Raw genomic sequence first — 12,039 nt, 5'->3', positions numbered from 1 at the left:
GGGGTGAGGGTCCTTTGAACTGGCTGCTGCTCGTCCTGGCCGTCCTCGCGGTGGCCGGGGTCTACCTCTCCTGGACGGCCGGACGGATCGACCGGCTGCACGCCCGGCTGGACGCGGCCGGGGCGGTCCTGGAGGCCCAGCTGTTCCGCCGGGCGGCGATCGCGCTGGAGGTCGCGACGTCCGGCATGCTCGACCCGGCCACCTCGCTGCTGGTGATCGACGCCGCCCAGCGCTCCAGCGCCGCCGACGACGAGGAGGAACGCGAGCTCGCGGGCTCGGACCTGTCCAAGGCGCTGGCGGTGGTGTTCCCCGACGTGGAGACCAGCCAGGAGATCGCCGCCGAACCCGGTGCCGCGGAGCTCCTCGCCGAACTCGGCGCGGCCTGCCGGCGGGTGGAGATGGCCCGGAGGTTCCACAACGACACCGTGGCCAGCACCCGCGCCCTGCGCGGCCGCCGGCTGGTCCGGTGGTTCCGGCTGGCCGGGCACGCGCGGATGCCCACCACGGTGGAGATGGACGTCACCCCACCGGCCGGTCTCGAGCCCTGATCACCCGCCACGCGGCGGAACGTCACGCGCGGTCGCCTACCATGGATGTGCCGTTCCGTGCCCATTCTCGCGAGGTAGACAGTGACCGAAGCACAGTCCACACCCACCGACGCCACCAGCCGGCCCACGACCGCGCCCGTCACCGGGACCGCCAAGGTCAAGCGCGGCATGGCGGAGATGCTCAAGGGCGGGGTGATCATGGATGTGGTCACGCCCGAACAGGCGAAGATCGCCGAGGACGCCGGCGCCGTCGCGGTGATGGCACTCGAGCGGGTTCCCGCCGACATCCGGGTGCAGGGCGGCGTGGCCCGGATGAGCGACCCCGACATGATCGACGGGATCATCAGCGCGGTCTCCATCCCGGTGATGGCCAAGGCCCGCATCGGCCACTTCGTCGAGGCCCAGGTCCTGCAGGCGATCGGCGTCGACTACGTGGACGAGTCCGAGGTCCTCACCCCCGCCGACGAGGCGCACCACATCGACAAGTGGGCGTTCACCGTTCCGTTCGTGTGCGGTGCCACCAACCTCGGCGAGGCGCTCCGCCGCCTGTCCGAGGGTGCGGCGATGATCCGTTCCAAGGGCGAGGCCGGCACCGGCAACGTCGTCGAGGCCACCCGCCACATGCGGTCCATCCGCGCCGAGATCCGCCGGCTCGCCACGCTCGACGACGAGGAGCTGTTCGTCGCCGCGAAGGAGCTGCGCGCGCCCTACGACCTGGTGCAGGAGGTGGCCCGCGCCGGCAAGCTGCCGGTCGTTCTGTTCACCGCCGGCGGCATCGCCACCCCGGCCGACGCGGCGATGATGATGCAGCTCGGCGCCGAGGGCGTCTTCGTCGGCTCCGGCATCTTCAAGTCCGGTGACCCGTCCAAACGGGCCGAGGCGATCGTGAAGGCGACCACCTTCCACGACGACCCCGACGTGGTGGCGAAGGTGTCCCGGGGCCTCGGCGAGGCGATGGTCGGCCTGAACGTCCGCGATCTTCCCGAGAGCGAGCGGCTCGCCACCCGCGGTTGGTGACCACGCACGTGTGAGGGGCGCCGGCGTCGTCGGCGCCCCTCTGCACGTCCGCGAGCGTTGGATCGGATTGGCTCCGGGTCGGTACGACTCGGCACGGCTCGGGGAGGTTGGGCCGCCCTCGTAGACTGGGACTTTGCCCAGAAGTGTGCCCCTGACTGTGCCCCGAGCGCGCAAGGAACCCAGTGAGCGAACCCACCATCGGCATTCTCGCCCTGCAGGGCGACGTCCGCGAACACCACCGGATGCTGGCGGAGTCCGGCGCGAAGCCGGTGAACGTCCGCAGGCCCGAGGAGCTCCTCGCCGTCGACGCCCTGGTCGTGCCGGGTGGGGAGTCGACCACGATGTTCAAGCTGGCGGCGGCGTTCGAACTGCTCGAGCCGCTGCGCAAGCGGGTGGCCGCCGGCATGCCGGCGTTCGGCACCTGCGCGGGGATGATCATGCTGGCCGACCGGATCCAGGACGGCATCGAGGGCCAGCAGACAGTCGGCGGGATCGACGTGACCGTACGCCGCAACGCGTTCGGCCGTCAGGTCGACTCGTTCGAGGCCGACGTGCCGCTGGACGCCATCGACCCGAGCCCGCAGCCCCTGCCGTACCACGCGGTGTTCATAAGGGCACCGTGGGTGGAGTCGGTCGGCGCCGGTGCCGAGGTGCTCGCCCGCGTCGCCTCCGGTCCGGCCGCCGGTAGGATCGTGGCGGTCCGCCAGGGTCGCCTGCTCGCCACGGCCTTCCATCCCGAGCTTGCCGGCGACGCGCGCATCCACCGTTTCTTCGTCGAACTCGTGAAGGAGGCGTAGCCCGCCATGTCCGGCCACTCCAAGTGGGCGACCACGAAGCACAAGAAGGCCGTCGTCGACGCCAAGCGCGGCAAGCTCTTCGCGAAGCTGATCAAGAACATCGAGGTCGCCGCGAGGGTGGGCGGGGGAGACCCGGCCGGCAACCCGACGCTCTTCGACGCCATCCAGAAGGCGAAGAAGTCCTCGGTCCCCAACGACAACATCGACCGCGCGGTCAAGCGCGGCGCGGGCCTGGAGGCCGGGGGCGCGGACTACCAGACGATCATGTACGAAGGCTACGGACCGGCCGGGGTCGCGATCCTGATCGAGTGCCTCACCGACAACCGCAACCGCGCCGCCGGTGACGTACGCACCGCCACCACCCGCAACGGCGGGACGATGGCCGACGCGGGCAGCGTGTCCTACATGTTCAGCCGTCGTGGCGTCGTGGTCGTCCCCCGTGAGCAGGAGGGCCGCGAGCTCGGCGAGGACGACGTGCTCGGCGCCGTGCTCGACGCCGGCGCCGAGGAGGTCAACGACCTCGGCGAGGCGTTCGAGGTGATCTCCGAGCCGACCGACCTGGTGGCCGTGCGCTCCGCGCTGCGAGACGCCGGGATCGACTACGACTCCGCCGACGCGAGCTTCGTCCCCAGCGTGACCGTGCCGCTGGACGAGGAGACCGCGCCGAAGGTCTTCCGGCTGGTCGAGGCGCTGGAGGACTGCGACGACGTGCAGAACGTCTACGCCAACTTCGACGTCTCCGACGAGATCATGGAGAAGGTCGGCTAGCAGTCTCAGCACCTTCCCGACGCATCGCCGCCGTCCCTGCTCGCGAAGCCGTGGCGGCGGTTTGTCGTACGACCGGGTGATTTCGGGCGGTTTCCGGGTCCACCTCAGGGTTTCGTCAGGGTCGCGGTCGCACCTTGCGCCCGACATCGGCCACCGGCGGCGGTTAACGTGTTGGCGTGCGACGCGACCTCGCCGACCAAGCCACCTCCGTCGAGTCGGCCCGACTCGGCGGCTACGTGCTTCACGAGCGGGTCGGCGAGGGCGGCATGGGTGTGGTCCACCGGGCCACCGACCCCCGCGGCCGGGTGGTGGCGGTCAAGCTCCTGCGCCCCCACATCGCCGGTGACGGCGAGTCCCGGGCCCGGTTCGCGCGCGAGGCCAGGGTGCTGGCCCGGGTGCGCGGGCGGCACGTCGCCCAGGTGCTCGACGCCGACGTGGCGGCGGCCACGCCGTACCTCGTCACCGACTTCGTGGCCGGGCCGGCGCTGTACCAGGTGGTCGACGCCGACGGCCCGCTGGCCGGGGCGGAGCTGGCCGACCTGGCCGGTGACCTGGCCGACGCGCTGTGCTCGATCCACGGCGCGGGCGTGGTGCACCGCGACCTGAAGCCGGGCAACGTCCTGCTGGCCGACGGCATCGCCGTGGTGATCGACTTCGGCATCGCCCAGATCGCCGACGACACCCGGATGACCACGCCCGGCCTGGTGTACGGCACGCCCGGGTACGTCGCGCCGGAGATCCTCACCGGCGCCGACGTCACCGGCGCCGCCGATGTGCACGCCTGGGCGGCCACGGTGGCCTACGCCGCGACCGGCCGGGCGCCGTTCGGGCGCGGGCCGCTGGAGGCGGTCGCCTACCGCGTCCTGCACGAGGACCCCGACCTCGCCGGCTGCCCGGAGTGGCTGGAGCCGGTGCTCGTCCGGAGCTTCGCGAAGAACCCCGCCGAGCGCCCGACGTCGGCACAGCTGCTGCGCTGGCTGGAGACGGGGGAGGAGCCACCCGCGCCGGATCCGGGCGATGGGTACGACGACGAGTACGACCCGGCGGGGGCGTACGAACCCGACGACCCCGACCACCCGCAGACCGTGCGCCTCGGCACCGGCGTACCAGTGGGGACGTACGCCGACGGCCCGTACGCCTCGTCCGGCGGGACCGCCGTCTACCCGGCCGTGCCGGCCGACGACCTGACCGACCAGGAGGACGACGAGCCGGACGGGTACGACGAGACCCACGCCGGCGACCGGTATCCCGACGTCCCCGACGGCGAGGACGGTGCCGAACCCGCCGCCGCTCGCTCCTCCCACTCGGGCCTGCCCCGGTCGTCGTACCGCGTGGTGACCGGGCTCGGCTTCCTCACCGTCGGGGCGCTCGCGGCGGTGGTGCCGTTCGGCGCGCTCGCGGTGCTGGTCGGCTGGCTGCTGGTCGCGTGGACGGTGCAGGGTTCGGCGGGGTTCGTCGAGCGCCGTCGCCACCAGCGAGGCCGCCGGCGGATGGATCCGTTCGCCGCCGCGGCCGTCCTGCCCTGGCACGTCGTCCGGGCGGCGGGGGTCACCGCGCTCACCGTCTTCGCGGCGCTGATCGGCGCCGGGTTCCTGGCGGCGGTGCTGGTCCTGTTCTTCTACGTCGGAGCGATTCGCCCGCGCTGGGACCTGGCCTGCGGGGTCACCGGGCTGGTCGTGGCCGCGCTGACCTGGTGGGGCATCCGCGGCGAAGGGCTCCAGGAGGGCTCCCGCCGGATCCTGCGCCGCGTCGTCGGCCGGCGCCGGGGCGTGCTGGTCGCGACGGGGGTGATCCTCGCCGCGCTGACGTTGTTCCTGGTCTCGATGGCGAGCAGCGAGCCCGTGTCCTGGTGGCCGCTGGAGCACAACCCGTTCCCGCGACCGGACTGGCCCGGCTGACCCGGTCTCGGCTCGCTCCGGCGCGTCGTCCGCGCCCGCTGATCAACCACCGCTAGGCTCCGAACAGGTGTTCGGTGAACGACGCGGGAGGTACGACAGCCGGTGCGGGTGCTCGGAGTCGACCCCGGCCTGACCCGCTGCGGGCTCGGGCTGGTCCAGGGCGGGCATCCCCGTCAGCTGGCGCTGGTCGCCGTCGACGTCGTGCGCACCGGGCCCGACGAGGAGCTGGGCGCCCGCCTGCTCGCCGTCGACCGGGCCGTCGGTGACTGGCTGGACGAGCATCAGCCCGACGCGGTGGCGCTGGAACGCGTGTTCAGCCAGCACAACGTCCGCACCGTGATGGGCACCGCGCAGGTGAGCGGTGTCGTGCTGGCCGCGGCGGCCCGGCGCGGCATCCCGGTCGGCCTGCACACGCCGAGTGAGGTCAAGGCGGCGGTCACCGGGAGCGGCCGGGCCGGCAAGGAGCAGGTGACCAACATGGTCACCCGGATCCTCGCCCTGGCCAGCAAGCCCCGCCCGGCAGACGCCGCCGACGCGCTGGCACTGGCCATCTGCCATCTGTGGCGCGGACCGGCGGCGGCCCGGATCGAGGCCGCGAAGGCCCAGGCATCGAAGCTGCAGGCGGCACAGGCCCAGGCGGCGAAGGCGCAGGCGGCAAAGGTCCAGGCCGCGCGGACTGCCACTCGCGCACGGCCGGCCAACGCCGCGACCGGAGCGACGACCAGAGCGAGCACCAGGGCCACGACCAACGCGACCAACGCGACGACCGGGGCGGCCAGGTGGCAGACTCCACGCCGCGCCCCCGACCCACCGAGGAGCAGCACGTGATCGCATTCGTCCGTGGAACCATCGCCTCCGTCGGGCTCGACACCGCGGTCGTCGAGGTCGGCGGCGTCGGCATGGAGGTCCGGGCCTCCCCGGCCACTCTCGCCGACCTGCGCGTGGGCACGACCGCGAAGTTGCCGACCAGCCTGGTCGTCCGGGAGGACTCCCTGACGCTCTACGGCTTCGCCGACGACGACGAGCGCGCGGTGTTCGAGCTGCTGCAGACCGCGAGTGGCGTCGGGCCGAGGCTGGCGCAGGCGATGCTGGCGGTGCACCGTCCGGACGAACTCCGCCGCGCGGTCGCCGCCGAGGACCTCGTCGCGCTCACCAAGGTTCCGGGCATCGGCCGCAAGGGCGCGCAGCGGATCGTGCTGGAGCTGAAGGACCGGCTCGGGGCGCCGGTCGGCGGCTCGGCCGGCGCCGGTGCCGCGCTCCCGGTCGCGGGAGTGGCGCCGGGAGCCGCCTGGCGTGACCAGGTACGCGGCGCCCTGCTCGGCCTGGGCTGGTCCGCGCGGGAGGCCGAGTCCGCGCTGGACGCCGTCGCCCCGATGGCGGAGGAGACGGCCGGCGACGACGGCGGTGCGAACGGTGCCAGGACCGGCAACGGAGCCAACGGCACGCCGGACGTGGCCGCGCTGTTGCGGGCCGCACTCCGTACGCTCTCCAGGGCCTGACCCGCCCATCACACCGGCCAGCGCACCCACCGCGTACCGACCATCCGCGAGGAGTTGTCCGCATGACGTCCGACGTCGACGACGGCGGCGACCACTCGGTCGGCCGTTCCCTGATCGCCGCGGAGGCCGCCGCCGACGAGAGCACCGTCGAGGCGGCGCTGCGCCCGCGCACCCTGGCGGAGCTGATCGGCCAGGGCCGTGTCCGCGACCAGCTCGGCCTGGTGCTGGAGGCTGCCCGCAGTCGCGGCCGGCCACCGGACCACGTGCTGCTCGCCGGCCCGCCCGGCCTGGGCAAGACCACCCTGGCGATGATCATCGCCGCCGAGCTGTCCGCCCCGCTGCGGGTGACCAGCGGCCCGGCCATCCAGCACGCCGGTGACCTCGCCGCCATCCTGTCCTCCCTGGCCGAGGGGGAGGTGCTCTTCCTGGACGAGATCCATCGGATGAGCCGCCCCGCCGAGGAGATGCTCTACATGGCGATGGAGGACTTCCGGGTCGACGTCGTGGTGGGCAAGGGGCCGGGTGCGACCGCCATTCCACTGGAGATCCCGCCGTTCACGCTGGTGGGCGCGACCACGCGCGCCGGGCTGTTGCCGGGGCCGCTGCGGGACCGCTTCGGCTTCACCGGCCACCTGGAGTACTACGAGGTGGCCGAGCTGGACGAGATCGTCCGCCGGTCCGCGCAGCTGCTCGACGTACCCATCACCGACGATGCCGCCCGGGAGGTGGCCAGCCGGTCCCGCGGCACGCCGCGGATCGCCAACCGGCTGTTGCGCCGGGTCCGCGACTACGCCCAGGTCCGTGCCGACGGCGTCGTACGCACGAAGACAGCGCAGGCGGCGCTCGACCTGTACGAGGTGGACGAGGAGGGCCTGGACCGGCTCGACCGGGCCGTGCTCGACGCGCTGTGCCGCCGGTTCGGTGGCGGCCCGGTGGGCGTGTCGACCCTCGCCGTCGCGGTCGGCGAGGAACGCGAGACAGTGGAGGAGGTGGCCGAGCCGTTCCTGGTCCGGCGGGGTTACCTCGCCCGCACTCCACGGGGACGGGTGGCGACGCCGGCGGCCTGGCGGCAGCTCGGGTTGGCGCCACCGGTCGACGCGGCGTTCGGGCAGTCGCCCAGCCTGTTCGACGATCCGTGAGCGGGGCACCCGCTCCGCCGCCGTGATCGTCGCCATGGTCCTCGCGGTGTCGTCACGGTGATCGTCATGGTGATCGTCACGGGGCTTGACGGAAAGGCTCGCCCGCCACGGACAGGTCGCACGTCCCCGCGCCGGACGGCGCCGCTAGACTCCGCCGGTGGCCGTGCGTGACATGGCCGTGGCCAGACGACCAAACCGGCGATCGCGACGTCGGGGAAGGAAATGACCTCCATGCTCCTCAGCCAGGCGGCCACCGGCGGCGGCGCCAACTACTGGACGCTGCTGCTACCGATCCTTCTGTTGGTGTTGTTCTGGGTCGTGGCGATTCGTCCGCAACGGCGCCGCCAGCGCGAGACCTCGAACATGCAGAACAAGCTGCAGCCCGGTCAGCAGGTGATGACCGGAGCGGGTCTGCTGGCCACCGTGCACGCCGTGGAGGACGACGCGGTGGTGCTCGAGATCGCGCCGGGTGTGTACGCCCGGCACGTACGCCAGGCCATCGTCCGCATCATCGACCAGCCGGATCAGCCCTCGCAGCCGCAGGTCGGCGAAGGAACCACGCCGCCGCCGAGCGACCGCCCCGAGGACCCCACGGCATGAGACCCGCTTCACGGGGAGAGTGAGTAGACGACGTGGCGACGAAGAGACCGCATCCCTGGCGCTCTCTCGCGGTGCTTCTGGTGGCGCTGCTGGTCGGTGTCGGGCTGATGGCCACGCTCGGTGCGTGGACACCGCGGCTCGGCCTCGACCTGCGCGGTGGTACGTCCATCACGCTGACCGCGCGGCCGTCCGCGGGTCAGGGTCCGGTCACCCCGGAGAAGCTCGCCGAGGCGGTCGACATCATCCGCAACCGCGTGGGCTCGATCGCCGAGGCGGAGGTGACCACCCAGGGCAACAACCACATCGTGGTCGAGGTGCCGGGCGTCGGTCAGGATCAGATCGTCCGGTTGGTGGGTAGCACCGCGGAGCTGCGCTTCCGGCAGGTGCTGGCCGCGGCACCGGTCTCCGCGGCGGCCCCGAAGCCGAAGGCCACGCCGTCCAAGTCGCCGGCCACGCCGAAGCCGAAGCCGTCGGTCTCCCCCTCCACCAAGTCCTCGAAGAGCGCAAAGCCACGCTCTCCCGGCCGGGCGGTGCCGCAGGCGTTCCGGCGGGACGCGGCGAAGCCCACTCCCACGCCGACCCCCAAGACGGCCACCCCGAGCCCCAAGGCGACCACACCGGCGGTCGACAACGGCAAGGTCCAGGTCTCCACCACCGGCGCGTCGCCCCAGCAGATGGCCGAACTGCAGAAGTTCAAGTGCGCCGACTACACGCCCGGCAAGGACAATTCCAAACAGGCGCTGTTCACCTGTGACCGCGAGGGCACCACGAAGTTCGTCCTCGGGCCGGCGATCATCCTCGGTTCCGAGATCGCCGACGCCAGTGCGCAGCTGCCGCAGAACCAGCTCGCGTGGCAGGTGGGCCTGCGCCTCAAGGGCGCGGGCAAGAGCAAGTTCGCGCAGGCGAGCACGCAGATGTACCAACTGCAGCAGCCGTTGAGCCAGTTCGCGATCGTGCTGGACGGCAAGGTCGTGTCGTACCCCGTGATCCAGGGGCCGATCACCGACGGGCAGGCCAGCATCACCGGCAACTTCTCCCAGCAGGAGGCGACCGACCTCGCCAACACGCTGAAGTACGGCGCTCTGCCGCTGAGCTTCGAGACCAGCCAGGTCTCGGCGGTGTCTCCCACCCTGGGAAGCGACCAGCTCACCGGCGGCCTGGTCGCCGGGGCGATCGGCCTCGCGCTGGTGGTGCTCTACTCGTTCTTCTACTACCGCGGCCTCGGCCTGGTGGTGGTGCTGTCCCTGGCCGCCGCCGGTGCCCTCGTCTACGCCTCGGTGGTGTTGCTCGGAACGTCGGCGGGCTTCACGCTCACCCTGGCCGGGATCGCCGGCCTGATCGTCGCCATCGGCATCACGGCGGACTCCTTCGTCGTCTACTTCGAACGCTTACGCGACGAGGTGCGCGACGGCCGAAGTCTGCGCACCGCGGTGGAGACCGGCTGGGTGCGTGCCCGGCGCACCATCCTCGCCGCCGACTCGGTGTCGCTGCTGGCGGCGGTGGTGCTGTACGCGCTGTCGGTGGGCAACGTCCGCGGCTTCGCCTACGCGCTGGGGCTGACCACGCTGATCGACATCATCATCGTGTTCATCTTCACCAAGCCGCTGGTCACCCTGCTGGCCCGCACGCACTTCTTCGGTGAGGGACACCGCTTCTCCGGACTCGATCCGTCCCGGCTCGGTGTGCCGCGCAGCCGCCTGGCTCCGCGCACCGCAACCCGTGCCTCGTCGCCGAAGGGGGCCTGACATGTCGCGCCTGGGTGCCGTCGGGCACAAGCTCTACACCGGCGAACTCTCGCTGAACTTCGTCGGCCGGCGGAAGCTGTGGTACCTCGTCTCCGCGGTCGTCCTGCTGATCGCGATCGGCGCCGTACTCGTACGCGGCCTGAACTTCTCCATCGAGTTCCGCGGCGGCGTCGACTTCCAGGCGCCGGTGACATCGGGCACGGCACAGGCCGCCATTCCGGGCGTCCGGTCCGCCGTCGCCGACACCGGCGTCCTCCACAGTGCGGAGCCGGTCGTCACCTCGATCGGCAGCAACCAGGTCCGGGTCGAGACCCCGCCCCTGAGCACCGACGAGATCGCCAAGGCCCGCACGGCGATCGCACAGCACCTCAAGGTCAGCGAAGGTCAGATCGACTACTCCAGCATCGGGCCGACCTGGGGTGCGCAGATCACCGACAAGGCGGCACTGAGTCTCGGAGTGTTCCTCGTCCTGGTGATGGGCGTGATCTGGCTCTACTTCCGCGAATGGCGGATGTCGGTGTCGGGTCTGGTCGCGCTGCTGCACGACGTGGCGATCACCATCGGCATCTACGCCCTGGTCGGCTTCGACGTCACTCCGGCCACGGTCATCGGCGTGCTCACCATCCTGGGCTACTCGCTGTACGACACCGTGGTCGTCTTCGACAAGGTGCGTGAGAACACCCGGTCGATCTCCTCGGGCAGCCGGTGGACCTACAGCGAGGCGGCCAACCTCGCCGTCAACCAGACCCTCGTCAGATCGATCAACACCTCCGTCATCGCACTCCTGCCGGTGGCCGGCATCCTGTTCGTCGGCGCCGGCCTGCTCGGTGCGGGGACGCTGAAGGACCTTGCCCTCGCGCTGTTCATCGGCATCGCGGTCGGTACGTACTCCTCGATCTTCATCGCCACCCCGCTGCTGTGCGACCTGAAGGAACGCGAGCCGGCGATGCGGGCGCTGGCCCGACGGGTGGAGCAGCGCCGGGCAGGTGCCGCGAAGAGCGCGGGTGCCGGGACTGCCGCTGTCGGCGCGAGTGGCGCGATCGGCACCGCGACGGACGCCGAAGAGGCGGAGCCCGCCGCCACCGGCGAGGCGCCGGGGACGAACCGCACCCGCCAGTCGGTGCCGGCGACGTCGCGCGCGCCGGGCCGCCCCGCCGGCAGGCCGCAGTCGACCAGCGACGGGTCGGCCGGGCGCACCCAGCCCCAGCGCAAGCCGAGGTCGTCGCGGCGTCCGAAGGGGCAGGGCCGATGAGCGGGATCCGGTCGGCGGACCGCCTGGTCGCGGAGCTGGTCCGCGACGTCCCGGACTACCCCAAGCCCGGAGTCGTCTTCAAGGACATCACACCGCTGCTGGCCGACCCGGAGGCGTTCGGGCACACCGTCGAAGCACTCGGCGCGCCGTGGCGGAACGCCACACCGCGGGTGGACAAGGTGGTCGGCATCGAGGCCCGGGGTTTCATCCTCGCCGCGCCGGTGGCGCTGGCCCTGGGTGCGGGGTTCGTTCCGGTCCGCAAGGCCGGCAAGCTGCCCGGCCCGACCCTCGCCCGCTCCTACGCCCTCGAGTACGGCGAGGAGACCCTCGAGGTGCAGCGGGAAGCCTTCGAGCCGGGTGACCGGGTGCTCATCGTCGACGACGTACTCGCCACCGGCGGCACCGTCGAGGCGACGAACGCCCTCATCCGCGACGCCGGAGCACAGGTGGCCGGGGTCTCGGTACTGCTCGAGCTCACGTTCCTCGCGCCGCGCACCAGGACCGGCGACCTCACCGTTCACTCGCTGCTGCCGGTCTGACGATCTGTGCCCTGCTTCTGGCGGGAAGCAGGCCTGGGGTGGACACTGGAGGAACGGCCCAACCGGACCTGCCGGACAACCCGGTCACCGGGGACGATCCGGACAGGTGGTACGACAGGGGACGGGTGGGTCGGCGTCGGACGGGTTCGGACAGGGTTGACGGCAACCCGACTCGGTGCCCGTAAACTGGTTTCTTGCCGCCCCCGAGGAGACCGCAGTGGCCGACGAGACCGCTCC

General features: G+C 72.1%; 11 protein-coding genes and 1 pseudogene. All 12 read left to right on the top strand.

Annotation, left to right across the window (positions count from 1 at the left end; translation table 11 throughout):
• Positions 1-14 precede the first annotated feature (14 nt).
• The 12 genes and pseudogenes from F4554_RS16060 to F4554_RS16005 all read left to right on the top strand — a co-directional run bounded on the left by F4554_RS16060 (position 15) and on the right by F4554_RS16005 (position 11,802).
• Positions 15-548 (top strand): LemA family protein, encoded by a 534-nt coding sequence (locus tag F4554_RS16060; RefSeq protein WP_179788123.1) that lies wholly within the window; start codon positions 15-17, stop codon positions 546-548.
• Positions 549-629: 81 nt separating this feature from the next.
• Entirely contained in the window at positions 630-1,565 is a 936-nt protein-coding gene (gene pdxS, locus F4554_RS16055) for a pyridoxal 5'-phosphate synthase lyase subunit PdxS (protein WP_179788122.1), read from the top strand.
• A 182-nt stretch (positions 1,566-1,747) separates the two neighbouring features.
• Positions 1,748-2,362, top strand: a complete 615-nt coding sequence (pdxT, locus tag F4554_RS16050) for a pyridoxal 5'-phosphate synthase glutaminase subunit PdxT (RefSeq protein ID WP_179788121.1) — start codon at positions 1,748-1,750, stop codon at positions 2,360-2,362.
• Between the two features lie 6 nt (positions 2,363-2,368).
• Positions 2,369-3,130 (top strand): YebC/PmpR family DNA-binding transcriptional regulator, encoded by a 762-nt coding sequence (locus F4554_RS16045; protein WP_179788120.1) that lies wholly within the window; start codon positions 2,369-2,371, stop codon positions 3,128-3,130.
• Between the two features lie 176 nt (positions 3,131-3,306).
• Complete coding sequence (locus F4554_RS16040; protein WP_179788119.1) at positions 3,307-5,028, top strand: protein kinase domain-containing protein; 1,722 nt, start codon at positions 3,307-3,309, stop codon at positions 5,026-5,028.
• Between the two features lie 102 nt (positions 5,029-5,130).
• Positions 5,131-5,631 (top strand): annotated as a pseudogene (ruvC, locus tag F4554_RS16035) (crossover junction endodeoxyribonuclease RuvC); the annotation flags it as partial.
• 221 nt (positions 5,632-5,852) lie between these two features.
• Positions 5,853-6,527: a Holliday junction branch migration protein RuvA gene (ruvA, locus tag F4554_RS16030; RefSeq protein WP_179788117.1), complete on the top strand. Its 675-nt coding sequence runs from the start codon at positions 5,853-5,855 to the stop codon at positions 6,525-6,527.
• A gap of 62 nt (positions 6,528-6,589) precedes the next feature.
• The gene (gene ruvB / locus F4554_RS16025) at positions 6,590-7,666 is read left to right on the top strand and encodes a Holliday junction branch migration DNA helicase RuvB (protein WP_179788116.1); all 1,077 of its coding nucleotides are present in this window, start codon (positions 6,590-6,592) and stop codon (positions 7,664-7,666) included.
• A 222-nt stretch (positions 7,667-7,888) separates the two neighbouring features.
• Complete coding sequence (gene yajC, locus F4554_RS16020; RefSeq protein ID WP_179788115.1) at positions 7,889-8,266, top strand: preprotein translocase subunit YajC; 378 nt, start codon at positions 7,889-7,891, stop codon at positions 8,264-8,266.
• Between the two features lie 32 nt (positions 8,267-8,298).
• Positions 8,299-10,011 carry a protein translocase subunit SecD gene (gene secD, locus F4554_RS16015; protein WP_179788114.1) on the top strand — a complete coding sequence of 571 codons (1,713 nt, stop codon included), beginning with the start codon at positions 8,299-8,301 and terminating at the stop codon, positions 10,009-10,011.
• A gap of 1 nt (position 10,012) precedes the next feature.
• The gene (secF, locus tag F4554_RS16010) at positions 10,013-11,263 is read left to right on the top strand and encodes a protein translocase subunit SecF (protein WP_179788113.1); all 1,251 of its coding nucleotides are present in this window, start codon (positions 10,013-10,015) and stop codon (positions 11,261-11,263) included.
• Positions 11,260-11,802, top strand: coding sequence for an adenine phosphoribosyltransferase (locus F4554_RS16005; protein WP_179788112.1), 543 nt, complete (start codon positions 11,260-11,262; stop codon positions 11,800-11,802). The genes secF and F4554_RS16005 overlap by 4 nt, the downstream gene beginning before the upstream one ends.
• Positions 11,803-12,039 lie beyond the last annotated feature (237 nt).

Origin of the sequence: Actinopolymorpha rutila, from assembly GCF_013407855.1 — a bacterium.
GTDB lineage: Bacteria > Actinomycetota > Actinomycetes > Propionibacteriales > Actinopolymorphaceae > Actinopolymorpha > Actinopolymorpha rutila.
Note: the sequence above shows the minus strand (reverse complement) of the source record. Positions and strands in the feature narration are given on the sequence as shown.